Origin of the sequence: Balneola sp. (genome assembly GCA_003712055.1) — a bacterium.
In the GTDB taxonomy this organism is placed as follows: domain Bacteria; phylum Bacteroidota; class Rhodothermia; order Balneolales; family Balneolaceae; genus RHLJ01.
Genome location: RHLJ01000002.1, coordinates 120,098 through 146,350, shown reverse-complemented (window position 1 = coordinate 146,350; position 26,253 = coordinate 120,098). Strand labels below are relative to the sequence as shown.

The 26,253-nt window shown below is 41.1% G+C and carries 26 protein-coding genes; 23 read left to right on the top strand and 3 right to left on the bottom strand.

Going from position 1 to position 26,253, the window contains the following annotated elements; genetic code table 11:
* Positions 1 to 65: 65 nt before the first annotated feature.
* Positions 66 to 1,229, bottom strand: coding sequence for a hypothetical protein (locus ED557_05625; GenBank protein ID RNC84461.1), 1,164 nt, complete (start codon positions 1,227 to 1,229; stop codon positions 66 to 68).
* A 198-nt stretch (positions 1,230 to 1,427) separates the two neighbouring features.
* Here ED557_05625 and ED557_05620 point away from each other — a divergent pair, with 198 nt between their 5' ends.
* Genes ED557_05620 through ED557_05605 form a run of 4 tightly spaced genes read left to right on the top strand, consistent with a single transcriptional unit; the run spans position 1,428 to position 4,814 of the window.
* Positions 1,428 to 2,552 carry a Re/Si-specific NAD(P)(+) transhydrogenase subunit alpha gene (locus ED557_05620; GenBank protein ID RNC84798.1) on the top strand — a complete coding sequence of 375 codons (1,125 nt, stop codon included), beginning with the start codon at positions 1,428 to 1,430 and terminating at the stop codon, positions 2,550 to 2,552.
* Between the two features lie 59 nt (positions 2,553 to 2,611).
* Complete coding sequence (locus tag ED557_05615) at positions 2,612 to 2,902, top strand: NAD(P) transhydrogenase subunit alpha (protein ID RNC84460.1); 291 nt, start codon at positions 2,612 to 2,614, stop codon at positions 2,900 to 2,902.
* Positions 2,902 to 4,323, top strand: coding sequence for an NAD(P)(+) transhydrogenase (Re/Si-specific) subunit beta (locus ED557_05610; GenBank protein RNC84797.1), 1,422 nt, complete (start codon positions 2,902 to 2,904; stop codon positions 4,321 to 4,323). Before ED557_05615 ends, ED557_05610 begins: the two co-directional genes overlap by 1 nt.
* An 8-nt stretch (positions 4,324 to 4,331) precedes the next feature.
* Positions 4,332 to 4,814, top strand: a complete 483-nt coding sequence (locus ED557_05605) for a hypothetical protein (GenBank protein RNC84459.1) — start codon at positions 4,332 to 4,334, stop codon at positions 4,812 to 4,814.
* 10 nt (positions 4,815 to 4,824) lie between these two features.
* On the opposite strand, the gene ED557_05600 is transcribed toward ED557_05605, so the two are convergent.
* Positions 4,825 to 6,750 (bottom strand): response regulator, encoded by a 1,926-nt coding sequence (locus tag ED557_05600; GenBank protein ID RNC84458.1) that lies wholly within the window; start codon positions 6,748 to 6,750, stop codon positions 4,825 to 4,827.
* A 97-nt stretch (positions 6,751 to 6,847) separates the two neighbouring features.
* On the opposite strand from ED557_05600, the gene nth reads away from it, so the two are divergent.
* The 10 genes from nth (at position 6,848) to amrB (ending at position 18,955) form a co-directional block, all read left to right on the top strand.
* On the top strand, positions 6,848 to 7,534 hold the full coding sequence (nth, locus tag ED557_05595) for an endonuclease III (protein RNC84457.1): 687 nt from the start codon (positions 6,848 to 6,850) through the stop codon (positions 7,532 to 7,534).
* Positions 7,535 to 7,661: 127 nt separating this feature from the next.
* Positions 7,662 to 9,875: a catalase/peroxidase HPI gene (gene katG / locus ED557_05590; GenBank protein ID RNC84456.1), complete on the top strand. Its 2,214-nt coding sequence runs from the start codon at positions 7,662 to 7,664 to the stop codon at positions 9,873 to 9,875.
* A 188-nt stretch (positions 9,876 to 10,063) separates the two neighbouring features.
* A complete protein-coding gene (locus ED557_05585) occupies positions 10,064 to 10,528 on the top strand; it encodes an ankyrin repeat domain-containing protein (GenBank protein ID RNC84455.1) in 465 nt (154 codons plus the stop codon).
* Between the two features lie 255 nt (positions 10,529 to 10,783).
* Positions 10,784 to 12,298, top strand: coding sequence for a hypothetical protein (locus ED557_05580; GenBank protein RNC84454.1), 1,515 nt, complete (start codon positions 10,784 to 10,786; stop codon positions 12,296 to 12,298).
* Positions 12,299 to 12,300: 2 nt separating this feature from the next.
* Complete coding sequence (locus ED557_05575; GenBank protein ID RNC84453.1) at positions 12,301 to 13,182, top strand: alpha-L-glutamate ligase-like protein; 882 nt, start codon at positions 12,301 to 12,303, stop codon at positions 13,180 to 13,182.
* A gap of 55 nt (positions 13,183 to 13,237) precedes the next feature.
* Positions 13,238 to 13,438 carry a hypothetical protein gene (locus tag ED557_05570; GenBank protein RNC84452.1) on the top strand — a complete coding sequence of 67 codons (201 nt, stop codon included), beginning with the start codon at positions 13,238 to 13,240 and terminating at the stop codon, positions 13,436 to 13,438.
* Between the two features lie 73 nt (positions 13,439 to 13,511).
* On the top strand, positions 13,512 to 14,018 hold the full coding sequence (locus ED557_05565) for a sigma-70 family RNA polymerase sigma factor (GenBank protein RNC84451.1): 507 nt from the start codon (positions 13,512 to 13,514) through the stop codon (positions 14,016 to 14,018).
* Between the two features lie 3 nt (positions 14,019 to 14,021).
* A complete protein-coding gene (locus tag ED557_05560; protein RNC84450.1) occupies positions 14,022 to 14,963 on the top strand; it encodes a hypothetical protein in 942 nt (313 codons plus the stop codon).
* A gap of 2 nt (positions 14,964 to 14,965) precedes the next feature.
* Complete coding sequence (locus ED557_05555; GenBank protein ID RNC84449.1) at positions 14,966 to 17,710, top strand: hypothetical protein; 2,745 nt, start codon at positions 14,966 to 14,968, stop codon at positions 17,708 to 17,710.
* Positions 17,711 to 18,955 (top strand): AmmeMemoRadiSam system protein B, encoded by a 1,245-nt coding sequence (gene amrB / locus ED557_05550; GenBank protein ID RNC84448.1) that lies wholly within the window; start codon positions 17,711 to 17,713, stop codon positions 18,953 to 18,955.
* Between the two features lie 192 nt (positions 18,956 to 19,147).
* On the opposite strand, the gene gldC is transcribed toward amrB, so the two are convergent.
* Complete coding sequence (gene gldC / locus ED557_05545; protein RNC84447.1) at positions 19,148 to 19,477, bottom strand: gliding motility protein GldC; 330 nt, start codon at positions 19,475 to 19,477, stop codon at positions 19,148 to 19,150.
* Between the two features lie 122 nt (positions 19,478 to 19,599).
* On the opposite strand from gldC, the gene ED557_05540 reads away from it, so the two are divergent.
* The 9 genes from ED557_05540 (at position 19,600) to ED557_05500 (ending at position 26,235) form a co-directional block, all read left to right on the top strand.
* Positions 19,600 to 20,508 (top strand): AraC family transcriptional regulator, encoded by a 909-nt coding sequence (locus tag ED557_05540; protein RNC84446.1) that lies wholly within the window; start codon positions 19,600 to 19,602, stop codon positions 20,506 to 20,508.
* 176 nt (positions 20,509 to 20,684) lie between these two features.
* The gene (locus ED557_05535) at positions 20,685 to 21,557 is read left to right on the top strand and encodes an SDR family oxidoreductase (protein ID RNC84445.1); all 873 of its coding nucleotides are present in this window, start codon (positions 20,685 to 20,687) and stop codon (positions 21,555 to 21,557) included.
* 120 nt (positions 21,558 to 21,677) lie between these two features.
* A complete protein-coding gene (locus ED557_05530; protein RNC84444.1) occupies positions 21,678 to 21,935 on the top strand; it encodes a hypothetical protein in 258 nt (85 codons plus the stop codon).
* Entirely contained in the window at positions 21,932 to 23,137 is a 1,206-nt protein-coding gene (locus tag ED557_05525; GenBank protein ID RNC84443.1) for a DUF763 domain-containing protein, read from the top strand. Before ED557_05530 ends, ED557_05525 begins: the two co-directional genes overlap by 4 nt.
* Positions 23,134 to 23,736, top strand: coding sequence for a short chain dehydrogenase (locus ED557_05520; GenBank protein RNC84442.1), 603 nt, complete (start codon positions 23,134 to 23,136; stop codon positions 23,734 to 23,736). Before ED557_05525 ends, ED557_05520 begins: the two co-directional genes overlap by 4 nt.
* 16 nt (positions 23,737 to 23,752) lie before the next feature.
* Complete coding sequence (locus tag ED557_05515; protein RNC84441.1) at positions 23,753 to 24,265, top strand: hypothetical protein; 513 nt, start codon at positions 23,753 to 23,755, stop codon at positions 24,263 to 24,265.
* A 157-nt stretch (positions 24,266 to 24,422) separates the two neighbouring features.
* Positions 24,423 to 24,947, top strand: a complete 525-nt coding sequence (locus ED557_05510) for a hypothetical protein (GenBank protein ID RNC84440.1) — start codon at positions 24,423 to 24,425, stop codon at positions 24,945 to 24,947.
* A gap of 7 nt (positions 24,948 to 24,954) precedes the next feature.
* Positions 24,955 to 25,368, top strand: coding sequence for a hypothetical protein (locus ED557_05505; GenBank protein ID RNC84439.1), 414 nt, complete (start codon positions 24,955 to 24,957; stop codon positions 25,366 to 25,368).
* 9 nt (positions 25,369 to 25,377) lie between these two features.
* Positions 25,378 to 26,235: an aminoglycoside phosphotransferase family protein gene (locus tag ED557_05500; protein RNC84438.1), complete on the top strand. Its 858-nt coding sequence runs from the start codon at positions 25,378 to 25,380 to the stop codon at positions 26,233 to 26,235.
* Positions 26,236 to 26,253 lie beyond the last annotated feature (18 nt).

Here is a 26,253-nt window from a genome sequence, read left to right as displayed (position 1 = left end):
ATCTGCCAATGATAAGAAAATCAGGAATCATTAGGAGTTGAATATCTCTATTAAACCAATAGGCGTTAATTAGTTTTTAGGAGAACACAGCTATTGGTTATTTCAGCACGGGTTATATCGGATGGAAAGAAAGATTCTTTTTGAAATCCATCATCGATATAAAGAAGCCCTTCATCGGAATTAAACTCAAAGAAGAATTTTACTTGCTCCGTTTGTTCAGGAGGAAGTGTTACAGTAAGAAACCCTTCACCAGCTTCAATTATTGGAAGTACCTCCACCTGGTAGCATTCTTGTCCTTGATTATCTACCGTACCTTCGAGCGGAAAATGATAATTCATGGATTCCTGAGTGATACTCAAATAAAATGTAAAAGAATCAGCAACAGGTGCATTGTATTGCCAAATACCCTGAAAAAGATCGATTGGAGTTTGTGAACATTCGGGTTCAGCGGTAGAAAAATCAAAATCACTTTGAGTGTAAAGTTCATCTACTAAAACTCCTTCTTCCATCCTTTGAATCCTCAAGCCATCATTTGTCCTGGTAAGAGTTACCTCTTGTTGGCCTGTTTCTGAAGATGGGTCATTATCTTGTATAGTAAATTTAGTCCCGTCAATTGCTAATACTTCAAGAACTGAAGTAAAGAAACAATCCTCCTGTTGCCCTTTACTCGCAACTTTGATGGTGTCCATTTGAATAGATACGTATACGGTATCGTTAACCATCTCATTTACATATTCCCAAAGCCCGAATACATCGGTTGGATCTACACAAACAGGAGCAAGGGTATTGATATCAACTGCGCTTATCTGATATTTATCAAGGTTTGATTGGCTTTCATCAATATCCCTGACGTGGAGTCCATCTCCATTCCTGGAAAAGGTAATTCCCCTGGTTTCTTCGGTGTCTTCCTGCCTCAACAAATAAAAACCCGTCCCATCAATAGATACTACTTCGTACGTGTCTAGAGTAATACAATTCTCTGAACGATCGTAGAAATAAAAAATAACCTCAGTAGCTGATACAAGCAGAAAAGTGTTGTCTCCGGTTCCGGATCTCAATTGCCAAAATCCCTGTACTTCTCCTGCCTCTTCGCTATCCAGATCTATTTCTTCACAAGCTGTTGTTGATAAAAAAACTCCTAAAAATAGAAGTGCGGCATACTTCGCATAGCTGCTATTCCAATACCTCATGGCACTACCCTTACTTCTAATGTTGACCTGATTATACATTTTCCATAGCAGAAATGCCTTAATTTATTTTTATAAGGCGTTAGATCATCTCGGTTCAATTACATGCATCAAATCCCTCGCTCTGAATTAACCTGGCTTTTCTTAAATAATTCAAAAAAAGCGCTCCCACTTTTGTTTATCTAAATGATGTATTTCATTATGTTGACTTGTTGGGCAAAACTAAAGTTGGAGGTTCCATTGATCATTGCAGTTTTAAAAGAAACCGCAGAATACGAACGCAGAGTTGCACTTACCCCGGATGTAGTCTCACAGTTAGTTAAGAAAGAACTAGAGGTATGGGTCGAGAAAGACGCCGGAGTAAGCGCAAATTTTCCGGATGCACATTACACTGAAGCAGGGGCCAAAATTGTCGAAAGCCGATCTGATATCCTTTCTGATTCGGATATTATTCTCGCTGTTCAAACACCTTCAACAGAGGATTTAAAGACTATTAAATCAAATACCACCCTTGTATGCTTCCTCTGGGCCTTACAACACCCTGACCTTGTAGAGCTATTAAAAAGTCAATCTATTTCTGCTCTTGGTATGGATGCAATCCCGAGAATATCTAGGGCACAAAACATGGACGCCCTTTCATCTATGAGCTCAATTGCCGGTTACAAGGCCTCTCTAATTGCCGCAGATACTCTCGATAAATATTTCCCGATGATGATGACTGCGGCAGGCACTATTCCTCCTTCGAAAGCCCTGATTCTAGGCGCAGGTGTTGCAGGATTGCAAGCCATTGCTACCTGCAGAAAGTTAGGAGCTGTTGTTGAAGCCTACGATGTTCGCCCTGTTGTTAAGGAACAAGTAGAAAGCCTGGGTGCTAAATTTGTTGAGATTCCTTTGGAAGAAGAGAATACCGAAACCAAAGGTGGTTATGCAAAAGAACTATCCAAAGATAGCCAAGAACGACAAAAACAGGTTATCCATGAGCATGTTAAGAAATCAGATATTGTGATTACAACTGCTCTGATTCCTGGCCGACCAGCACCACTACTTGTTACTAAGGAAATGGTTAGCGACATGAAACCTGGCTCTGTTATTGTCGATCTTGCTGCAGAAAATGGTGGAAATTGTGAGCTTACCGAAGCTGGAAAAACGGTTAATGCAGATGGCGTAAATATCGTAGGTCCTGTTAACCTGCCAAGTCAGCTATCTAACCATGCAAGTATGTTGTATGCTAAAAACATGCTGAATCTCCTTAACCTTCTCATTAAAGAGGGAGCAGCAGATTTTAACTTTGAAGACGAAATCCTACTTAATACCACGATTACTCATCAGGGTGAGCTCATCTCCCCTTCAATTAAGAATAACTGAATTAGGAATTAGGAATATGCTTGCCTATTCCTAATTCTCCTATTCCTAATTAACTAACTATGTCTGCCTTAATTTTTTCTCTCTTTATTTTCGTGCTCGCCTGCTTTATTGGCTTTGAGCTAATTTCGAAAGTTCCTCCTACCCTTCATACTCCATTAATGAGTGGAGCTAATGCAATTTCAGGTATCACCATTGTGGGTGCTTTAATTGTAGCAGGATCTTTGGGTGAAGAACTTGGCAAGTGGATCGGTTTTGCAGCCATCATACTAGCCACAATTAATGTGGTTGGGGGATTTATGGTGACCGATCGTATGTTGGAGATGTTTAAGAAAAAGGAGGATGACAAATGATTAGTCAACTCTTACCTGAAGCCATTGCAGCCTGGCTTCCCGACTCCATTCAACTTCTTTACCTGGTTGCCACTGCTTTTTTTATTCGAGGACTGAAGCTTCTCAATTCCCCGGCAACAGCCCGAAAAGGTAACCAACTTGCAGCCACGGGGATGCTAATTGGAGTAGTTGTCACTTTATTTGATCAGGAAATCATCTCTTTTGAACTCATCATTATTGGAGTCATCATTGGTAGCCTTATTGGTGTATTGCTTGCCAAAAAAGTAGCTATGACGGCAATGCCTGAGCTTGTAGCTGTATTCAATGGGTTTGGAGGTGCTGCTTCCGCTCTTGTGGCCTGGGGTGAATTTGCCAGAACCACCGATATTTCAGCTTTCGATACTACAAGCCTGGTAACTATTGGCCTAAGTATCTTTATTGGGGCAGTTACCTTTACTGGTAGTTTTATCGCATTTGGAAAGCTTAAGGGTTTCATTTCAGGAAATGCTATAACCTTCCCGGGGCTTAATGTAATTAACATTGCGTCGATGCTGGGAGTGTTAGTGTTAATAGGCGTATTTACTTTTGATGCTTCAAATACCACAATTTTCTGGGTAATCATTGGGGTATCCCTTTTGATCGGTATTACTTCCGTGATCCCAATCGGTGGAGCAGATATGCCAGTAGTAATCTCCTTACTTAATTCCTATTCAGGTATAGCTGCTTCGATGGCTGGCTTTGTGCTCGGCAACAACCTGCTTATAGTTTCCGGAGCGTTGGTTGGTGCTGCTGGACTCATCCTAACCAATATTATGTGTAAGGCAATGAACCGCTCTTTAGCCAATGTGATTTTTGGATCATTCGGAGGTGATGGTGGAGCTACCGGTGGAGGCGGAGCTGGCGGTGATAAATCAGTGAACGAAACTTCTGCAGAGGACCTGGCCATTCAAATCGCTTATGCGGGTAAAGTAGTTATAGTACCTGGCTATGGTTTAGCAGTAGCCCAGGCACAACATATTATAAAAGAAGTAGCCACAAAACTTGAATCGAAAGGTGTTCAGGTTAAATATGGAATTCATCCTGTGGCGGGAAGAATGCCTGGTCATATGAATGTACTTCTCGCAGAGGCAGACGTCCCTTATGACTTATTATATGACATGGATCAAATTAACCCTGAATTTAACACTACCGATGTAGTACTCATTATCGGTGCGAATGACGTTGTAAATCCAATGGCCAAAACATCCCCCGGAAGCCCCATTTATGGCATGCCTATTCTCAATGTTGATGAAGCAAAAAGAACGGTGGTATTTAAGCGTAGCCTAAGTGTGGGTTATGCCGGTATTGATAATCCACTTTTCTATGAACAAAAAAATCAGATGTTTTTTGGGGACGCGAAAAAGAGTCTTCAGGCGTTGAACGAAGCGTTAAATGAGGTATAAACACTTTTATGAAGTATAATTCACTTATTCTTACTCTCGGAATTCTTTTAATCTCGCTTTCCGGTTGCAAGCAAGACTGTTCCGACCCGAATATTAATGTAAGCGAAACTCAATTAGCTGAAGATATTGCAGCCATTGACGCCTATCTGGCTGAAGAGGGAATAGATGCCGAAGTACACCCATCTGGAATTCGTTATGTCATTAAAAGAGAAGGTGATGGAGATCGACCCGATGCTTGTGCCCAGGTTTTTGTAACCTATGAAGGGCGGCTGATTAGTAATGGAAATGTCTTCGATGGCAGGACTTCTCCAACAGCTTTGGATTTAGATACCGTAATCCCTGGTTGGAGAATCGGGATACCACTTATTAAAGATGGCGGGCGCATTAGCTTATACATTCCCTCCGTATTGGCATATGGATCAAGTGGAACCGTAGGCGTACCAGAGGATGCCAATCTTTATTTTGAAGTACTGATATTTGATGTGCGGTAAGAAGGTTTGATCACTCCGTGCTAAACCATTTGGTTAGCACTTCTTGCATATCGCTTAATTTAACAGGCTTTGGCAAGAAGTCCTTCATCCCTGCATCCAGACATTTTTTTCGATCTTCTTCCATAGCATTAGCGGTCATCGCTATAATTATGGGAAGTTTTGGAATTTCGGACTCAATCTTATGAATCATCTTTGTTGCCTCTACCCCATCCATTTCTGGCATTTCCATATCCATTAACACCAGATCATAAGCAATCATTTTACACATTTGTACCGCTTCAACCCCATTCCCGACTACATCGCAAGACAACCCGAATCTATTAAGCATTTTCCCGGCAACTTTCTGGTTAATAGGATTATCCTCAGCAAGTAGAATTTTTAAGTCACTGGCTATCTTAACAGGTTTTTTAGATTCCTTTTCATCACTGTCTTCTTTTTTTATTTGGTTTAGAAATACTCTCTCTAGTTTATGAAATAGCAGGGTTTGCTTGATGGGCTTAGTCAGAGATAGATTAAAAAGAGCCTTCCACTCTTCTCCTTTTAAATCCATTATGGAACTCAAAAGTACAAGGGGCAGATCTAGCTTTGAGTACATTTTCCTGATCTCCTCCGCTACCTGAATCCCATTTTTATTAGGCATATGCATATCAACAATCCCGAGATCAAAATCTTTTAACTTTGGAATAGAACTTATAAAGCTTTCACTATCGCTAAAGGTTGTCACCTTCATACCCACCTTTTCGCACTGTTTTTTAAGGATAATGAGGTTCGTATCTGTATCATCCAGGATGAACACATTCCTGTCTTCAAGGGTAGCGGATTGAAAGGGATTGAATTCTTTTTCGCTCTTTTTCAGAGGGATTGAAAAAGTAAACGTACTACCTACCCCTTGTTCACTTTCTACTGAGATATCTCCCCCCATTAAGTCTACAAGCCGCTTACTTATAGCGAGACCAAGTCCTGTTCCTCCAAATTTTCTGGTGGTACTTGCATCAATTTGAGAGAAAGATTTAAAGAGCTTCTCCTGTTTACTGTGTTCAATACCTATCCCTGTATCCTTAACCTTAAAACGTAAACTTAAAGCATCATCCCCTGTTTCTTCTTCAAGATCGATTGTTATTAGTACCTCCCCTTCTTCAGTAAACTTTAGTGCATTTCTGGTAAGATTTACCAATACCTGTTGTATTCGGGTAGAATCCCCAAAAACATAATCAGGAACATGATCCTCGATATCATAGAGAAGTTCAATCTTCTTCCCTATGTCAGTAGCTGAAACTAAATCGAGTACATCTTCTACCAAATAAGCTACTGAGAACTCTACTTCTTCGAGATCAAACTTTCCTGATTCAATCTTAGCATAATCCAGTATGTTGTTAATAATCCCAAGCAGGTTATCACCACTTTTATAGATCGTCTTTACAAAATCTCTTTGCTCATCATTTAAGTTAGTATCTCTTAGTAACCCAGTAATACCTATTACAGCGTTAAGAGGAGTTCTTATCTCATGGCTCATCGTAGAAAGAAACTGGGTCTTCGCCCTTGCTCCTGCTTCAGCAGCTTCTTTAGCTTCAAAAAGCTCTTTCTCTGTTTGAATGCGTTGAGCGATCTCCTGCTCCAACTCATTATTCTTCTCTTCCAGACTCTTAGTTCTTTCCTGTACCGTTTCCTCCAGGCCCTGGTTTATATGGACAGTTTGATCTTTTCTGAATCCTGCTAATGCTGAAAGACTCCCAAGAAAAAAAGGAGCAGTATCAATAATCCAATGCAAGGGGTTTCCCGCTTGAACTTCCAAAGCGGATTGAAATGAGAGTTCTAACCCTTGTAAGTTGATATCAAATATTGTTGCTACTATCGGGAACAGAAACCCAAAACAAATTCCAATAAGAGTATAGTTGACAGTATTTGGATATTTTTTCCCAGATGATTTCGAATTCATATAATCTTAAAAGAACTGAACGATTCTAATGATTCTATTTTTAGGCAAGAGTCGCCATTTTCTAATACAAAACAAAAAAACAGCATCATATTTCTAAATGAAACTTCCTCGCAAAACTAAACAGCAAAAAGAGCGAGCGCTCGAAATACTCAATGAGTTGTACAGATATTACCCAAATCCTGTTTGTGAGCTGGACCACCGAAATCCTTTTGAATTGCTAATAGCTACTATTCTAAGCGCCCAATGCACCGATGTACGAGTGAATATGGTGACTCCAAAATTGTTCGAGACCTATCCAACTCCCGAACTAATGGCAGAAGCTCCTTTAGAAGAACTGGAAGAATTGGTACGAACTACAGGCTTTTACAGAAACAAAGCGAAATCTCTGAAAGAAACATCTAAAACATTGGTTGAAAAATTTGATGGTAAGGTACCACAAACCATGGACGAACTTCTTACCCTAAGGGGAGCAGCCAGAAAAACGGCTAATGTTGTACTTGGTAATGCTTTCAATATAAACCACGGTGTAGTTGTAGACACCCATGTAAAAAGATTTGCCAATCGTTATGGGCTTACAAAACACAAAACCAACACGGATAAAATAGAGAAAGATCTTGTGGCTTTATTTCCGAGGGAGAGCTGGACCGATTTGTCTCATCTTATTATTCACCATGGCAGAGGCCCTTGTAAAGCGCGGTTTTCAAAGGCACCTGACCATCCACTGTGCATTAATTATGGGACAAAATGCGAGTGCCAAAAGATGAGAGAGGAGCAGAATTCCTAATCTCCTCTATTCCCTTAGTGATATTGATTCCTTCTATCACGCCATAAGTTTTGTGTGATTTGATAGAAATTTTTAAAGTCCATTTCTTCATAAAAATTTTAATGCCAACCTAACTGAGGAATACGAGATGAGCGAGCACATGAAAGATGGAGATATTAGCAAATGCCCTTTCTTTAACGGAGCACTAAGAGAAACTGCTGGTGGTGGAGCAAGAAATACCGAATGGTGGCCAAACAAATTGAACCTATCCATTCTTCGACAACATTCTTCGTTGTCAGATCCTATGGATTCCGATTTCAATTACGCTGAAGAATTCAAAAAACTCGATCTCGAAGCGTTAAAAAAGGACTTAACTGAGCTCATGACTGATTCTCAAGATTGGTGGCCAGCTGATTTCGGTCATTACGGTCCTTTGATGATAAGAATGGCATGGCATAGCGCGGGAACTTATCGAGTGACTGATGGTCGCGGAGGTGGCGGAGCAGGTACCCAACGATTTGCTCCCCTGAATAGCTGGCCTGATAATGTGAATCTGGATAAAGCCCGATTATTACTCTGGCCCATCAAACAGAAATATGGACGCCAAATTTCCTGGGCAGATCTTATGATACTCGCTGGAAATATCGCCCTCGAATCTATGGACTTTAAAACCTTTGGCTTTGCCGGAGGTCGTGAAGATGTGTGGGAGCCAGAAGAAGATATCTACTGGGGCTCGGAAGGAGAATGGTTAGGATCTCAGCGCCATACTAATGACGGCGAATTAGAAAAACCATTGGGCGCCGACCATATGGGGCTTATTTACGTAAACCCCGAAGGCCCAAATGGCGAGCCTGATCCTGCCAAGTCTGCACATTATATACGCCAAACATTTGCCCGAATGGCAATGAATGATGAAGAGACGGTAGCCCTAATAGCCGGAGGACACACTTTTGGAAAGGCACATGGCGCCGGTTTAGAATCTAATCTTGGAGCCGACCCTGAAGGCGCTAGTATTGAAGAAATGGGAATGGGCTGGAAAAGCTCTTATGAATCCGGAATAGCAGGCGATACCATTACCAGTGGACTGGAAGGAACCTGGACACAAACCCCTACCAAATGGAGTAATTTCTTTTTTGAGAACCTGTTTGGCTATGAGTGGGAGTTAACTAAAAGCCCGGCTGGCGCGTGGCAATGGCAGCCAAAGGACGGAGCTGGAGCAGCTGAAATACCGGATGCCCATGATGCTGAGAAAAAGCATGCTCCATTTATGCTTACCACAGATTTGGCATTAAGAGTTGATCCTGACTACGAAAGGATTTCCAGACGATTTCTAGAAAACCCGGATCAATTTGCAGATGCATTTGCAAGGGCATGGTTCAAATTAACACATCGTGATATGGGACCAAGAGTGCTTTATTTAGGAGACGATGTACCAGAAGAAGTACTACTTTGGCAAGACCCGATCCCTGCTATTGATTTCGAATTAATTGATGGTGAAGATATTGAAACCCTAAAAGTACAGATCCTTGATTCCGGGCTCTCTGTTTCAGAATTAGTTTCTGCGGCATGGGCCTCCGCCTCTACGTTTAGAGGATCAGATAAAAGAGGTGGTGCAAACAGTGGAAGAGTTCGATTAGCTCCACAAAAAGACTGGACGGTCAATAACCCGACTCAGCTTGAGAAAGTGATCAATACCCTGGAAGTAATCCAACAAGGCTTTAATGAGTCGCAATCTGGAAACAAAAAGGTATCCATTGCTGATCTTATTGTTCTTGGCGGATGTGCCGGTGTTGAACAGGCAGCAAAAAATGCCGGAAGTGACATTTCTGTTCCATTCACTCCCGGAAGAACGGATGCTTCACAAGAAGAAACAGATGTGGAATCATTTGGATGGTTAGAGCCGGCAGCAGATGGCTTCCGTAATTACTTCGATCCAAAACACAATACTACTGCTGAAGAAATGCTTGTTGACAAGGCACAGTTATTGACACTTTCGGTTCCTGAAATGACTGTTCTGGTTGGAGGTATGCGAGTATTAGACACTAATTTTGATGGTTCAACGCATGGTGTGTTTACCAATAATCCGGGCACTTTATCTAACGATTTCTTCAAGAACGTGCTGGATCTGAATAATACCTGGCAAGCAACTTCCGATACTCAAGATGTATTTGAAGGAAGGGATAGAAAAACAGGTGAGCTTACATGGACAGGCACACGAGCTGATCTAATTTTTGGCTCAAACTCTGAGTTAAGAGCAATAGCTGAAGTGTATGCAAGCGATGATGCACAGGCTAAATTCGTTTCAGATTTTGCAAATGCATGGGATAAAGTGATGAATCTTGATCGCTTTGACCTGGATTAACCCATCAAACAATTTAAAAGTCATTCCTGCCTGTCCACCGTACTTTTACTATGGAAGGCGGGCGAAGGCAGGAATCCAGATTCCGGCTTTCGCTGCGGAATGATCTAAACAACAATTCTATTTCATAGCTAAATCAGTATAAGGCAATCTTGTATTGCCCTTTCTTTTTAACATCATCAGGAGAATGCATGGATTTTTTTGACTTGATTCGCGCCGGGAACATTGAGGAAATAAAGCAGCAGGTTGAAGGCGATCAATCGCTTCTCAATACTCCCGATTCCAAGGGCTTTTCCCCTCTTATTTTGGCCTGTTATGTAAATCAGGAAGATGTCGTAAAGTACCTTCTTGAAGAAGGGGTACCTGTAAATGGCAGGGATGTAATGGGTAATACCGCACTAATGGGAGTAGCATTTAAAGGAAATGTTTCTATTGCCAAACTTCTTCTGGAGCACGGTGCTGATATAAATCTCCAAAACAAAAAGAAAGAAACTGCCCTGATTTACGCCGTATCTTTTGCTCAAGCATCAATGGCTAAAACATTGCTCGAAGCCGGAGCTGATAAAACTCTTGTTGCTGAGAACGGAAATACTGCTGCTGATTACGCAGAATTCAAGGGATTATCGGAGTTGGTGACTCTTTTAAGCAAATACTAGAAACAGAGTTTTTTCCTCTTTGGGAATCCTCTAATAAAAGTTTTTACCCACCCCTTTCCCCTCCCAAGAGGGGAACTCCTATAACCAAATAGATTCTCCAACAAAGAGCCTCCCCTCCACCGGAGGGGATTGAGGGGTGGGTAAGATTCTTGAAAACCAAGAGGAAATTGCTTTTCGATTCATCACTCACATATTCTTTAGGGTAGGGTAACTTTTGAGTTGGTTGTTTTATGGTAAAAACAACCAACTCAACCCATGAAAACCACCACCTACTTACTAATAATTATTCCAATTCTATTAATCCTGCTCAGAATTGGCATCAGTAAGGAATCTCAAAAGAACTTCTACTCTGAGACACTTTACAATGTAGAATATGATTTCGCTGTAAAAGGCGATAGCACTCCATATTCAGTTACTACCTTTTTCCCGGAAAACACTATCCGACAGGAAGTCATAACAGAAGAATTTTCCGGCCTTGTATGGGAGGATGGCCTCAATAAAAAAATGGCGTGGAGAGGAGAATCAACTGAGAATATAGACCTCTCCTATACATTCGCCTTCAGAGGAAAACGCCTAAAAGTCCATATTGATCCTGCGTTATCAATGAATGACATCCAGCCGGATGGAATAACCTGGATCTCTCCTACTCCTTTTATTCAATCCAACGATTTTAAAATTCAGCGTCTTTCCAACGTACTTGCGTCGGATTCGATCAATACGTTATCTGAAATAAGCTCTTCCTTTTATGAGTTCGTACATAAAATCCCTTCAAGTTCGACCGATGAGCTTACCGATGCGGTAACAGCTTTAACCCAGTACGAAGCTTCCTGCAATGGGAAAAGCAGGCTGCTAGTGGCTTTATTCCGTGCCAAAGGTATTCCAGCCCGCATGGTGGGGGGAATCATATTGGAGGACATTACTAAAAAAACTTCCCATGCATGGGTTGAAGCAAAACTCGGAAATACCTGGGTCCCTTTTGATGCATTAAACGGCCACTTTGCCGAAATCCCGGCAAACTACCTGGAATTGTACAAAGGCGATGAATTCCTAATTACCCGTTCAAAGAATATTGAATTCGATTATTTATATAACATCGAATCAGAGCGAATAAATCACTATCCCACTTTTGCTGCCATTAACCTTTGGGATGTATTAGACAAAACCGGGATTCCTAAAAAGCCCCTTACTTTTCTTTTACTCCTCCCTCTTGGCGCTTTTTTGGTCTCGGTTTTTAAAAATGTGGTAGGTCTGAAAACCTTTGGAGTTTTTCTACCGGTACTAATCGCCTTTGCTTTTATGGAAATGGGGACCTTAATCGGATTAGGCTATTTCACTATGATCATTGTAGCAATAGCATTAATGAATTTTCCATTGGAAAAGTGGCGCATTTTGCACACACCGAAAATTAGTGTAATGCTAACTGCAGTAGCCATTATTAGTATTATCGCTTTAACAATTTTCTTCAAGACGGGCTGGCTAGATCCCACTAAAGCCCTTGTGTTCCCAATTATCATCATAACCATGATGGCTGAAAAATTTGCCCGCAAAGTAGAAGAAGATTCTCCGAAAAAGGCTATTAATGTGTACTTACAAACACTCATCGTTACCCTGGTTTGTGTATGGGTATTCTCGTCAACACTGATTCAGAATTTCCTTATCACCTTCCCCGAAATCTTATTCACTATTGCTGCTTTAAATCTACTGCTCGGAAGGTGGATTGGGTTACGGTTTACAGAATTTTCACGCTTTGCAGCATTAAAAGGAGTTTAATCATGCTTACTTCACTTTTTTCGAACTCAAAGCCGTTAAAAGAGAACGTATTGGGCATCAACCAGCGAAATGTTGACCTGATATTTTCCCATAACCAGAGAAAGCATTACAAGCTTGCTGATGATAAGGCTGAAACAAAACTGGTACTAGAGCCAAGAGGCCTTTCTTGTCCTATAACCTATGCCATGATTTCCAATATTGGTGGGATAGAGTCTAAATGGAAAAAACTTAGAGCCCATCATTCGTTGGTCATAAAGCCTGCTAAAGGTAGTGGTGGTGGCGGGATACTTGTCCTTCACAAAAAAGAAGGTGACTGGTACAAAGGTTCTTCAATCATCCAAGAGCGCGAGATATTCTCGCACATCGCAAATATCATTTTTGGAGTATACTCCTTTGGTGATTCAGACAGAGCCATTATCGAACAGTGCATTCAACCTCATGCCTTCTTTGGTAACATCTACTCGGAAGGAGTACCGGATGTACGGATTATTACCGTAAAAGGAGTTCCGGTTTTAGGAATGCTCAGGTTGCCTACTGAGGCATCGGACGGGAAAGCCAATCTACATCAAGGAGGGCTTGGAGTGGGTATTGATATGGAGACAGGAATATTGACTCATGTATATGATGGCAAGGAGTACTCCACTCACCATCCGGATTCAGGGAATCAAATTACGGGCTTAACTCTCCCCCATTGGGATGAAATAATCGCACTTTCTAAAGAAGTTTCCAGGGCATTTCCTCTAGAGTATCTGGGAATAGATATAGTGATTGACAGAGAAATGGGACCAACTGTGTTGGAGATTAATGTTCGACCTGGATTAGGAATCCAAATGGCGAATAAGAAGGGGCTTAAAAAAGAAATTCTAAGAAAAATTGAAGTATAGGGTAGGGTAAACCTTAACCCGGTTGTTTTATAAGTAAACAACAAAAATTTGAATCATGAATTACGCAAAACCTTCAACCCCTTACATTTTGATTCTGCTGTTCATTTTTGCAGTAACAGCATTTGATTTGATGCTATTGAGCAAAAAGAACAGCTCGGTTATTGAAATCAGTACCACGATTGAAAAAGAATCGGAAGTAAATGAGTTACGCCCTGTTATCACTTACACTCAAAGCTTAAACCATATAGCGCCATGAGAAAAAGTACATTTTCAGCAAAGGATATGCTCAGAACAGTTGGACATTTAACAAGTGTTCCGTACCCTTGGAAATGGCTGAAAATGTGTGTCAACAGCAGGTATTCGAAAAGATCTTTAGAGAATCGGCTCCTCAATTACGCAATTACTTGTATTACAAATGCGGTAATCTGGAGCGTGCAAATGACCTGGTTCAGGATGCTTTTGCAAAACTTTGGGAGAAATGTAAATCGGTGGTACCGGATGCTGCTCTTCCCTTTTTATACACCGTTGCTAAAAACCTGATGCTCAACCTGATCAAAAAGGATAATGTGCGGTTTGAGTACGCCTCCAATTATGATGGAGAAACGCTCAACAGCGAACATCCTGAATTTGAGATGGAAATGAATGAGTACAAAACCAAACTTGAATCAGCTATTGCTGCCCTGCCTGAAGGACAAAGAGAAGTGTTCCTGATGAACAGAATTGACAAACTGACTTACAAACAAATCGCTGAACGACTGGAAGTTTCCCAAAAGGCGGTTGAAAAAAGAATGAGTAAAGCACTACTAAAATTAAAGGACGTATTACAAGGTCATTAAGCCGTGTCAAACGAAAAACCACATATCAATGATGAAACCTTTCTAGCCCGCTGGCTTGCTGGTGAACTAAGTGAGGAAGAAGTAAAAGCCTTTGAGAACCACGAGGAATTCGGGGACTTCAAAAAAATAGCTTCTGTTTCAGATTCTCTTTCCGTTCAGGAGTTTGATGTTGATAATGAGTTTTCAAGACTGAAAGATCGAATTGAAAAACCTCAGCAAGCCACCATCTTTACTCTTCCTCGTGCGCGGTTTATTTCTATTGCTGCTACCATCCTCATTGCTGCATTCACTGGCCTATATCTGGCATTCTTCCAAAGCTCAGGACTGAATTTATACCAAACCGCATTTGGAGAAACAAAAATCATCATTCTTCCTGATGGGTCCGAGATAGTATTAAATGCAAACTCTTCACTTTCTTTTGATGAAGAGCAATGGGAAACGTCACGCCTGATCACTTTAGATGGCGAAGCTTTTTTTGATGTCACTTCCGGAAATACCTTCAAAGTTAGCACTCCTTTAGGAGAGGTAGAGGTATTAGGCACCGAGTTCAATGTAAAGAACCGAAAGGGCTTATTTACTGCTACCTGTTATGAAGGAAGGGTTGCCGTAAAAGCAGCTAATATTGAACGTGTTCTTGAAGCAGGTTCTCAAATTCAATTCGAAGTTGGTGCCATTGTTTCTGAATCAGGGTTTGAAGATGTGCTTCGCCCTTCATGGATGAGTGGTATCATCACTTTAGAAAATGTACCGTTGGAGGTGGCTTTTGATGAAGTAACAGCTCAGTATGGAGTCACCTTTTTCAATGTACCTGACAATGATGAACTCAGGTTTACCGGAAGCTTTCCTACCAATAATGTAGATACCGCATTAAGACTAGTATTGGAGCCTTTCGGGTTTGCCTATTCGTATAATTCTGATACAAAAACGCTTACCATTCATAATTAACAATGAAGTTTCTAGGACTTGGGTTGCTATGGATAGGGTTAGCCATACCCCTATTTGGTCAGAGTATTAGCTATTCTGCGAATGAGAAGCCATTGCCAGAAATCCTGGAGGATATCTCAGATAATTATGCTGTCTTCTTCTCCTACTCAGTAACTGAAATCCCTGCCGAGCCTATCAGTATTGAAGTAGATAACACCTCCCTATCTGTTTTTTTGGTGAAGATTTTAAGTCCATATGGATTGAGTTTTGAGGTAGTCGAAGGAAATTTCATAGCCATTAAGCCGGCTGAAGAAATTGGAGCTTTGCTTTCTTTTCACGTCATCGATTCTGAGACCGGAGATCCCATTGAACTCGTACTAGCTCGGCAGTTGAATAGCTATAAAGGTACCTATTCTGACCTAGACGGTTACATCGAGCTATATGTAAACAAGCCTTCACAATATGAAGTTGAACTCACCCATTTAGGATATGAGAGCCAAACTTTCCAGGCACTAGAGCTTTATACTTCAGCAAATACTACCATAGCCTTAACCCCAAAAAGTTCTGAGTTGGGAAGTATCACTGTTACGGAATACCTCAATACCGGGATTATTGTTAAAGAGGACGCTTCAACAGTAACTATCCGCCCACAAAACATGAACGTTCTTCCGGGGCTTTCAGAACCTGATGCCTTGTATTCTCTACATGCTCTTCCCGGAATAAATGCTCAAGATGAATCTGCTTCCGGGCTAAACATTCGGGGAGGTTCTAACGATCAGGTATCTATGTATTGGGATGATATTCCTCTGTATCACACCGGGCATTACTTTGGACTGGTGAGTGCTGTCATCCCTTCAAGCATTAACTCGGTGAATGTGTATCGAAGTGCAATTCCAACACAATTTGGTGGTGCTACCTCAGGATTGCTGGAAATGAAGGGGCCTACTTTTTTGCCTCGAAAAACCTCTGGAGATGTTAATTCCAACCTAACTCATGCCAGTGGATCTATTGCTGTACCCTTCAAAAAACATGGCTTTTTATTCTCAGGCAGACGCTCTTATACCGACATCTATCAATCCGCCACTTTCGATGCTTTCCAGGATAAACTGTTTAATGCTTCCGAATTTTCCAGAGATGGACAGCCCATTGAAATAGAAGATGGAGAAGGCGATGAAGTAGAAAAACAGGAGCTGGTATTCTGGGATTTTAATGGAAAGTGGATTTGGCAACCAGACTACAGGAATCAACTTTCCATTAGTGTATTTACGAATGGGAATAAACTCGATTACCGAACTACCAATGAGGGTGAGCAAAATGCGCAGTTTCAATTTCATGAGGTAAATACTGCAGGCATAAACCTTGCGTGGGATCGTTTCTGGAGCGATCGTTTTGAAAGCAGAATAAGTGCATCCGTTTCTTCTTATGATTTAGAATATGACTTTCTTCTGCAAAGAGAAGTAGACCCGGCAGAATTTGAAGCCAGTGAACAACTTTCCAAACTCGATGATCATGATGAAGAAGACGATGAGGAGGAAGATGAAGAGGAAGACCCATTTGATGGAGGTTTTGCAAGCGGAGTAGACTCACTTAGCGATCGGGCATTACGAACGAACAATATTCTAAATACCGAAATCCGGGCAATCAATACCCTTTCACTGGGTAATAATCAGCTCAAATTCGGTGGTCAATTAAATATCCTCGATGTCGATTTTACCCTCTCTCAAGTAAGTACTTATGAAGATGATTTTTTTGATAGAACAAAGAACTCTGGCATCGGCTATTCCCTGTTTGGAAATTATATATTCGGAGTAGGACAACCTTTTCGGATAGATGCGGGAGTAAGAGCCAGCAGGTTCGGATTTGTAGATATTTACACCATAGATCCTCAATTGAATATCTCCTACTCCCCGACAAACTGGCTTCAACTAAAAGCCTCTACTGGCCGATATCATCAATACATCCGAACTTTGAAAAACTTCGACAACTCCATTTCCAGTAGAACAGAAGAAATTTGGTATATGTCGGATAAAGAAGATTTCCCTGTGCTCAGAAGTGAGCAAATATCAGGAGGTTTTGTGGTTCAACATAGTGGCTGGCTATTAGATGCAGAAGCTTATTCAAGAAGAATAAATGGCCTGATTTCTTTGAACTATAACTTTGGGGGCTTGGAACTAGATGATGAAGAATCAAGCGGTGAAGACATAATTCACGGTCTGGATGTACTTCTTAGAAAACGAATTAATAATTACCGGGCATGGATCAGTTATTCCCTTGTAGATGCAGAAAGTTTTTTTCCGGATTTTGAAGACGAGCGATTTCCTTCCTTCCTTGATCAAAAGCATCAGCTTCAGATTGTTCAAAGTCTGGAAATTGGAAACTTTGAGTTTTCTACAGGTTGGACCTTTAAAACAGGAGCTCCTTATACCGAACCTCAAAACGAAGAAGTTATTGAGGTAGTAGAAGTTGACGAAGGAGAAACAGAAACAGAAACTTTCTTTGTGATAGAATGGGGGGAAACAAATAGTAAACGACTACCTAATTATCATCGCCTGGACTTTTCGATTTGGTATAAGGTACCCCGAACGCTATCCCGATCATTCAATGCTGAAGTAGGACTTTCTTTCCTTAATCTTTATGATCGTACCAATATCCTGAATCGTTTCTACTACCCGGACGAAATTGATAGCGACGAAGAAATTGAAATTGTTGAAGAAGAGAGGTATTTACTTGGGTTCACCCCAAACCTGAATATCAAAATCTCCTTCTAAATGGAAGAATTGCTATTTAATTCTTACTCCGACCCTATCCCTCCGGTAAGATTTGATATTCAGCAAATTCCGCATCACCAGAATGGGCATTCGCTGGTTGTTTTCTATGATGCTTTAGGATATTTGACTCCTGACTTCGCTCTCCCTATGGAATCCCAAACTATGCTTTCTTTACTGGATGGCAATCGAAGTGTAGAAGATATTTTGAAATTCAGTTCCGATGAGGTAACTAAAGAACAAGTACTGGGATATATCCGCCACCTGGATGAACATGGGCTTCTTCAGTCTGAGTACTTTAACAGTCACTCCGAACTTATCGAAACCGAGTACGAAGCTTCGGCCATTCACCTCAGCAATACTGCGGGGATATCTTATCCGAAAAATCCGGAAGAACTTTCAACCTGGCTAGATGAAGCGTTCAATACTTATGAACAATCAACTCCAGTAATGGAAGCTAAAGCTCTATATGCTCCCCACATCGATCCAAGGGTTGGATTAAGTAGTTATGTAAAAGCTTTTTCAGCGATAAAAAACCTTACTCCAAAAAAAGTAGTGATTCTCGCTACCTCTCACTATTCAGGATGGTATGACAAACTCTACCAGGAGACTCCCTTTGTAATCAGCCAAAAAAACTTCTCCCTCCCCAATGGAGAAACAGCTTCCAACACTTCTTTTAATGAGGTCATTCTGAACTCGTTTCAGAATCTTTCTCAGCCAGGAGTATCATTCCAAGACCGCGCCCATCGCATAGAACACAGCATCGAACTTCACCTCCTCTTTTTAAATCATATTTGGAGTCATGAGTTTGAAATAATCCCAATTCTTGTGGGCGGACTCGATGAACTGTTCTATTCCACAAATAGCTTTAGAGAAGAACAGGTAGAAGCTTTCACTCAATTACTGAGAAAAGAATATGCCGATGATGAAGACACCTTCTTCCTGATCAGCGGAGACCTTTCACACATTGGGCATAAATTTGGCGACCAAAAGCCAGCATCACAACTATTTGATGAGGTAAAGCTTAATGATGAGCGCTTCCTCGAAATCGGAGCAACCGGAAGTCCGGATAAACTATTAGGCTTAATGAAAGAGGAATACGATCCCTATAGAATTTGTGGTTTCCCTCCCCTTTTCACCTTCCTCAAAACGTTTCCTGGTTTAAAAGGCGAGATTCTCTCTTATGATCTTTGGGATGAACGAGAACAAGAAAGTGCGGTTAGTTTTGGCTCGATTTTATTCAATTAACAGTGGTTTAATGATCAATGGTTCAATTTTCAATTAAGAATTTTCTTTTTGTCATTTCGAGCGGAGCGAGAAATCTAAAGATTGCCTTTGTTTACATAAATCAGATTTCTCACATTCGTTCGAAATGACAAGCCTCCAACTAATTCTTAATTGCGAAATTGATAATTGACCAATTGATCATTGAATAATTGCCTACTGTTTAATCTCCATCTTCTCAGCGAGGTAATCACAAAAATCCATCATGTCTCCTGAAATGCGTTCATCAGCAGTTGATCGCTGAAGAGTATCTGCCATAGAAACTAGTGTTTGATGGAAGAATATCTTCATCTCATCCACGGTCATATCTTTGGTCCAAAGGTCTAGCTTTAAGGTGTCTTTATTCCGGGAATCCCAAAGCGACAGTAGCATCGCCCGGCACTGGGCTTCACTTTTTCCCTGCATGTCATCGGCATTCCAGAGAATGTTTGTTGGAATATGTTGCTCGTCTAGTTCTACCGTGATGTGAATTTGTTTCTTGTGCATGTATAGGGCTTTTTGATTGGCGCTAAAGATACACCTGTTTCATTTAAAAAATGCTTTTAGAACCGGAATTTGTGTTAGTCTGAATCATTGGAAGCTGCTACTTTGTAAACAAAAAATTCCACATGCCTCGTCCCATCATTAACCACAATTCTATAAGTGAACTTCATGAATTCCTGAAGTTAGATAAACCTACTCACCCGCTAGTATCGGTAATCAATGTGGGAGAACTACAACATGGTGAAGAACAAATAGGAACCAGAATCTCCTCCGATATGTATTGCATCGCTCTGAAAGATTCTAATTGTGGATTGGATTACGGTCGTAACTCTTATGATTTTGCTGAGGGCGTATTAATGTTTACTGCTCCGGGTCAGGTAATCACAATAACCCGGGCGCAAGAACCTGGAGAGGTTGAAGGATGGCTCCTCTATTTCCATCCGGATTTAATAAGGAAAACTAATCTCGGTTCAAACATCGATAATTACTCTTTCTTCTCTTATGAGGTATATGAAGCCCTTCATTTGTCTGAACAAGAGGAGCAGGTTTTTTTGAACTGCAAGGATATGATTCAAACTGAGATTAATGAGCGTATTGATAATCATAGTCAGCAGGTATTGGTTTCCAATATTGAACTACTGCTCAATTATAGCCTAAGATTTTACGAGCGCCAGTTTAATACGCGGTCGGCTCACAACAAGGACATTGTTTCGAAAGTGGAATCCTTAATGAAGGACTATTTCAACCAGGGATTACTACTGCAATCCGGACCCCTTACTATTCAATACCTTGCTGAACACTGTCATCTCTCTCCTAATTATCTCAGTGATCTGCTTAAAAAAGAAACAGGAAGATCTGCTAAAGATCATATAAATGACTTCCTGATTAATAAAGCGAAGAATATGCTTCTTGGATCAGACGATTCGGTAAGTGGCATCGCTTATGAATTGGGATTTAACTATCCCCATTATTTCAGTCGCCTGTTCAAAAATAAAACCGGAATGACTCCCAACGAATACCGGGAAGTGAATTGACCAGCGTTTGAGATACGGAGCACATTGAACATTGAACATTGAACATTGAACAATGTACCTTCTTCATACCACACCAGTAAATTGTGTGCTCCTTTCCCTATTCCGTGTTCTAGAGTATTACTGTTTGTTCTGATCTTATTCTTGTCAAATAACTTAACCCCTTAAAACAGGATATTATGAGCAAGAAAATTTTACTTACCGGAGCAAGTGGCGGTTTTGGATTCTTAACCGCAAAATTGCTAACAGAACAAGGACATACTGTCGTCGGAACTATGCGATCGACTTCAGGAAAGAATGAATCAGTAGCTCAAGAGCTTTCTTCCTCAGGTGTACATCTGGTTGAAATGGATGTAACTAATGAGGAGAGCGTAAACTCAGGAGTGCAACAAGCCATTTCAAAAATGGACGGCCTGGATGTAGTGATTAATAACGCTGGTGTTGGCGTCTCTGGAATGGTAGAACACTTTACCACAGAAGATATGCAGCGCGTGTTCGATGTAAATGTATTTGGTGTTCAGAGAGTTATGAGAGCTGTTCTCCCTTTCCTTCGCGAACAGGGACAGGGCACTATCATACAAATATCGAGTTGTATTGGACGAATTACCCTTCCTTTCTATGGACCCTATATAGCTTCAAAATGGGCTCTGGAAGCATTATCCGAAAATTACCGGGCCGAGCTTTCCGGATTTGGTATTGAATCATGCATTGTTGAGCCAGGCGGTTTTCCTACTACTTTCATTGATAATCTGATACAACCAAGCGATACTAGCAGAAATGAAAGCTATGGAGAATTTATGAATGCTCCCCAGGCTATGGGAGAAGCATTCATGGAAGCATTGCAGAACAATGAACTGCAACGCCCTCAAATCGTGGCCGATGCCATTTCCTCTCTTATTGAACTCCCATTCGGTGCGAAACCATTCCGTACAGTGGTAGATCATATGGGAATGGGAGAACCGGTTGAACAATACAACCAGGTACTCCATCAGATTACTGAAGGAGTCTATTCCGCTTTTGGCATAGAAGGCATGCTTAAAGTGAATAAGTAATTAATACTTATTTCAAAATTTTAGAGGTTCAATGCTTTTGGTGTTGAACCTCTTTTAGTATGTTCATTAAGCTTTCAATATTCAAATTGAAAAGCGCACTTATCAAGACGTTAATATTATATGAAAAAACTATTCGGTTATATCTTTCTGGTACTAGCTGGACTTCTAGTATTAACAGCACTAAATACTTTGGATAGAATGACCATGGATGTAGCTAAGTTCTTAGCTATTTTTAGCGGTTCACTAAGTGCTTATGAAGCGGGTGAAGCTATAGGTGGTCTTCTTGCCCAGTTAATGCTTATACTGGTTATTATTCTGCTTTGGAAATATGGCCGTAAATGGACGAAAAAAACTGAAGTAGAGAGTGACAAGCCATGAAATCCTCAGGCTCCGCTGACTTAGCATTGATGGGAGGTAAAATACCCTCCTGGTTGTTCGAACGAATGACCAAACTAAGTCTGCCTATTGTAGAAGCTATTATCATCGACTATGGAACCAAAGGATTCTTAAGTAGACTCTCTGATCCTTTCTGGTTTCAAAGTTTTGGAGCAGTAATAGGGATGGATTGGAATTCTTCCGGTGTTACCACTGCGGTTTTGAATGCATTGAAACAGTCGCTAAATCCTCATTCAAAATCCTTGGGATTATATGTTTGTGGAGGCAAAGGAAAAGAATCGCTAGCCACTCCCAAAGAACTTAAGAAGGTGGGTGACAAAACCGGAAAAGACGGAAACCTGCTCGCACGATATAGTAAGCTAAGCGCGAAAGTAGATAACACCGCTATTCAGGATGGATACAATTTGTACATCCACAGTTTTGTGGTAAGTGCCGACGGCGACTGGTCTGTAATTCAGCAGGGAATGAAACCCGAAGACGGAAGCGCTAGACGCTACCATTGGCACTCACAAGAGATTACTTCTTTCGTGAAAAATCCCCATACGGCGGTATGCGGAGATCACCAGGGAGAAATCCTCAACATGGTAGATGCCAAAGCAGAACCAGCTCAGAAAGGGATTCTCGAAATCACAAATGAGAAGCCCGTTCATATTATCAATGAATTGCAGCATATGTCGCTTCCTAAATACAAGGGAATTAAATCCGGAGATGTAGACCTCAAGCGACTAGGTAGCATACTTTGGGTAGCCCAGGAAGCTGAAACTTCCAATTTCGAAGATCTTCTTTTGTTAAAAGGGCTGGGACCCAGAACGCTACAATCTCTGGCCTTAGTGAGTGAGGTCATTCATGGAACTCAAAACCGATTTAATGACCCTGCTCGTTTTGCCTTTGCTCATGGAAGTAAGGGAGGCAACCCCTTCCCTGTTCCAACTACGGTGTATGATGAAACTATCTCCACCTTAAAAACTGCAGTTGAACGAGCAAAGATTGATCGATCGGACAAACTTAAAGCCATCGAGAAGCTGGCTAAGCTTTCTCAAAAAGCAGAACAAAATTTTGAGCCTAAGGATGAAGTTGAAGAGCTCATACAAAAGGAAAGAAGAGATTCCTGGAAATATGGAGGCCGAACGATTAAAGGCTTTGAACAGAAACCAAAGAAAGATCAATTGGGGTTATTCGAATGAAACTATTAATCATTGGCGGAAACGGAACTATTGGAAAAAGAGTGGTTGATCATTTCTCCAACGACCATGACGTATTGATAGGTGGCAGAAATACTGGGGATGTTCTCATTGATATTGCAGATTCGGATTCAATCAAAAAAGCTTTTGAACAAATTGGAGAAGTGGACGCCATTGTTTGTATTGCCGGGGAAGCTAAATGGGCTCCCTTTAACGATCTCAGTGAAGAAGACTTTTATATTGGCATCCAAAGCAAGCTAATGGGACAGGTAAATCTTGTCCGAATTGGTCAGAACCATCTTTCGGAGCACGGTTCTATTACTTTATCAACGGGAATCCTTGCAGATGATCCAGTAATGAATACAACAAGCGCGGCCATGGTTAATGGAGCCATTCACAGCTTTGTTCAGGCTGCTGCTTTAGAGACACGAACTCAATTTCGGCTAAATGCTGTGGCTTTGGGAGTTGTGGAAGATGCCTACGAGAAGTACAAGGATTACTTTCCGGGTCACAATCCCATATCCAATCAAAAAGTAGTCAACGCCTATGTCCGTAGCATTATGGGAAATGGTCATGGGGAAATCATTCGTGTTTATGACTAATAAGAAGCCCTTCTAAATGAATCCGCTCCTCAAATCGGTGTTGCTGAGTCGTGAAAAGCTTAAAAAGGTTGAGTTCCTTGATGAGCACCCTGAGTGTTTTGATGAGGCCATGAGTATCGCACTCACAGATGAAAAACCATTCGGTTGGAGAGCAACCTGGATGATCGGAGGATACATGAAAAAGAATGATCCTAGAATCACTCCTTACATTTCCGAAATAATAGATGTGCTCCCGGAATTAGAGGATGGACATCAACGAGAGTTCATCAAAATCCTCCTCAAAATGGATATGGAAGAAGAACAAGAGAGTCGGTTGTATGATTACAGTACTACTCTTTGGGAACAGGTTCAGAAAAAACCTTCTGTTCGGCATTTTGCCTTTCAATGTATGATCCGATTTGCTGAAAAATATCCTGAGTTGAATCATGAAATCCTGGTACTGGCCCAACCTCATTATGTCAACGCTCTTTCCCCAGGAATTAGAAAAAGTATCCTTAAGGCTATTCGAAAGATTGAAGAATCGCAGTAGGAAGTATAAAAATGCTTTTGAATATTTACATCGTATGTTAATGGTTATTGGTGAATAGTTTTCTCAATAACCATTAACAAATAACACAAGTTGAGCTTGCCTTATCTTGTAATGTGTGGAATAACAATCTGGCATCTTACAAAATCTAAACCTGGCGATGAATAATTTTGAGCAGCGGCTAACCGGAGGACATCCCAACTCACTGGGCAACACTGTTGAGGTGGTTGAAGAAGTTTTAGCCAATCACTCCAACTTTGATGAACTCTTTAATTGTTACTTTAGTGAAGATGAGGTAGTTCGCCTGCGTGTGTCCAATGCAATGAAAAGAGTGTGTGCAGAAGAAAAGCAGCTACTCGTACCCTATATCGATCGGTTTTTAACCGAAATTGCTGATATTGATCAGGCTTCAACCCAATGGACTTTATGCCAGCTCTTTCTAAAGCTTGAGGATCAAATGAACGATGAGCAATATGAGCAAGCAGTGTCGATTGTGAAGAGAAATCTCGAATTCCATAACGACTGGATTGTACTCAATGAAGCCATGAGAACATTATCTACCTGGGCAGAGAAGGATTCCTCTCTAAAGAGCTGGATGCTCCCGCACCTTGATAGACATAGCCAGGATTCTAGAAAGTCAGTTTCGAAACGAGCAATTAAAATTATTGCACAACTAAGTCGTTGATGTGCTCATGAGATTTTTGACCCTTTCTTTCCTACTGATTTTCGGGCTTTCATGTAGTAGTGACAGCAATCCTGACGAAGAGCTTTTCTTTTTTGGAAGTGGAAATACCACCTTTGTCTATCCAATTGCTTCTTCCACCGAAGAGTGCCTTGAACTTTTGAATCAAGGTGTAAATTGCGCACAATGGCTTGAACTTTTTCCTGACTCTACTTCTGAAGTGATTGTTACTGATATTCTACAGTCAGGTGAATACTTATCATCTAATGATACCCTTACTATTATAATGGAAATTGCCTTTGACGTTGAATCTCCAATGATCTTTATAAGTAATGATGATTTTACTCAAATAAGGCGCATTTCTGATGGGAGCAATACCATTTGGAAGCTCCAGATTGAAGGAAAGAACCCTTGGGATTTATAAGCTGATTCCATGACTGCTTACCCTAACTCAGATCTCAATATAGACGAGGAACTAGTCCAAAGCCTGATTGACTCACAATTCCCTGAGTTCTCCGAGCTTTCCCTAAAGCTGGTAGGAAGTGGTTGGGATAACCAGAATTACAAACTTGGTGATCAATACCTCGTAAGAATCCCCAGAAGAGCGTTGGGAGCAGAGCTAATAACCTATGAAATTGAATGGACGCAAAAGTTAAAAGGGCAACTTCCTTTACCTATCCCTGCTCCTATAAGAGTTGGAAAGCCTGACAGCTCTTACCCCTGGCACTGGAGTATTCTTCCGTGGTTCGAGGGTACTGCCGCTCGAAATACATTTCTTGCCGAACCAGAGCTTTTTCGACTCGTTCACTTTTTAAAAAAACTTCATGATATCAGTCCTGAAGGTGCGCCTCTAAATCCTTTTAGGGATGCACCACTTACAAGTAAAGCAGATGTGATTGATGAGCGAATTCAAAAAAATAAGCTCGTGTTGTCTCCTCACGTATTGAAGCTTTGGGAAGAAGCCCTAGCACAAGAAATAAATACTAATCCCACATTGATACATGGAGATTTGCACCCCGGAAATATCATTGTAAAGGAAGGGATAATACAAGCTGTAATAGATTGGGGAGACATCACCAAAGGAGATCCTGCCACGGACCTTGCTATTCTTTGGATGCTTCCGATGACAAAAACTCTAAGAGAAGATCTTGTAGAAGAATATGGAGCTACACCCTCAACCATTACCCGTGCAAAAGGCTGGGCTGTGTTTTTTGCCGTAGTTTTTAGGACCTCAGGTACAGAGTATGAGGAATTGGGTGCTAATATCTTTTCTTTTTTGAAGTCATCCTGAGCATACTTGCGAAGGATC

Excerpts from the sequence above, each read along its gene's own strand:
- ED557_05625 (RNC84461.1), bottom strand. The coding sequence starts at position 1,229 with ATGTATAATCAGGTCAACATTAGAAGTAAGGGTAGTGCCATGAGGTAT.
- ED557_05615 (RNC84460.1), top strand. The coding sequence starts at position 2,612 with ATGTCTGCCTTAATTTTTTCTCTCTTTATTTTCGTGCTCGCCTGCTTT.
- ED557_05605 (RNC84459.1), top strand. The coding sequence starts at position 4,332 with ATGAAGTATAATTCACTTATTCTTACTCTCGGAATTCTTTTAATCTCG.
- ED557_05600 (RNC84458.1), bottom strand. The coding sequence starts at position 6,750 with ATGAATTCGAAATCATCTGGGAAAAAATATCCAAATACTGTCAACTAT.
- nth (RNC84457.1), top strand. The coding sequence starts at position 6,848 with ATGAAACTTCCTCGCAAAACTAAACAGCAAAAAGAGCGAGCGCTCGAA.
- katG (RNC84456.1), top strand. The coding sequence starts at position 7,662 with ATGAGCGAGCACATGAAAGATGGAGATATTAGCAAATGCCCTTTCTTT.
- ED557_05585 (RNC84455.1), top strand. The coding sequence starts at position 10,064 with ATGGATTTTTTTGACTTGATTCGCGCCGGGAACATTGAGGAAATAAAG.
- ED557_05580 (RNC84454.1), top strand. The coding sequence starts at position 10,784 with ATGAAAACCACCACCTACTTACTAATAATTATTCCAATTCTATTAATC.
- ED557_05575 (RNC84453.1), top strand. The coding sequence starts at position 12,301 with ATGCTTACTTCACTTTTTTCGAACTCAAAGCCGTTAAAAGAGAACGTA.
- ED557_05570 (RNC84452.1), top strand. The coding sequence starts at position 13,238 with ATGAATTACGCAAAACCTTCAACCCCTTACATTTTGATTCTGCTGTTC.
- ED557_05565 (RNC84451.1), top strand. The coding sequence starts at position 13,512 with ATGGCTGAAAATGTGTGTCAACAGCAGGTATTCGAAAAGATCTTTAGA.
- ED557_05555 (RNC84449.1), top strand. The coding sequence starts at position 14,966 with ATGAAGTTTCTAGGACTTGGGTTGCTATGGATAGGGTTAGCCATACCC.
- amrB (RNC84448.1), top strand. The coding sequence starts at position 17,711 with ATGGAAGAATTGCTATTTAATTCTTACTCCGACCCTATCCCTCCGGTA.
- gldC (RNC84447.1), bottom strand. The coding sequence starts at position 19,477 with ATGCACAAGAAACAAATTCACATCACGGTAGAACTAGACGAGCAACAT.
- ED557_05540 (RNC84446.1), top strand. The coding sequence starts at position 19,600 with ATGCCTCGTCCCATCATTAACCACAATTCTATAAGTGAACTTCATGAA.
- ED557_05535 (RNC84445.1), top strand. The coding sequence starts at position 20,685 with ATGAGCAAGAAAATTTTACTTACCGGAGCAAGTGGCGGTTTTGGATTC.
- ED557_05530 (RNC84444.1), top strand. The coding sequence starts at position 21,678 with ATGAAAAAACTATTCGGTTATATCTTTCTGGTACTAGCTGGACTTCTA.
- ED557_05525 (RNC84443.1), top strand. The coding sequence starts at position 21,932 with ATGAAATCCTCAGGCTCCGCTGACTTAGCATTGATGGGAGGTAAAATA.
- ED557_05520 (RNC84442.1), top strand. The coding sequence starts at position 23,134 with ATGAAACTATTAATCATTGGCGGAAACGGAACTATTGGAAAAAGAGTG.
- ED557_05515 (RNC84441.1), top strand. The coding sequence starts at position 23,753 with ATGAATCCGCTCCTCAAATCGGTGTTGCTGAGTCGTGAAAAGCTTAAA.
- ED557_05510 (RNC84440.1), top strand. The coding sequence starts at position 24,423 with ATGAATAATTTTGAGCAGCGGCTAACCGGAGGACATCCCAACTCACTG.
- ED557_05505 (RNC84439.1), top strand. The coding sequence starts at position 24,955 with ATGAGATTTTTGACCCTTTCTTTCCTACTGATTTTCGGGCTTTCATGT.
- ED557_05500 (RNC84438.1), top strand. The coding sequence starts at position 25,378 with ATGACTGCTTACCCTAACTCAGATCTCAATATAGACGAGGAACTAGTC.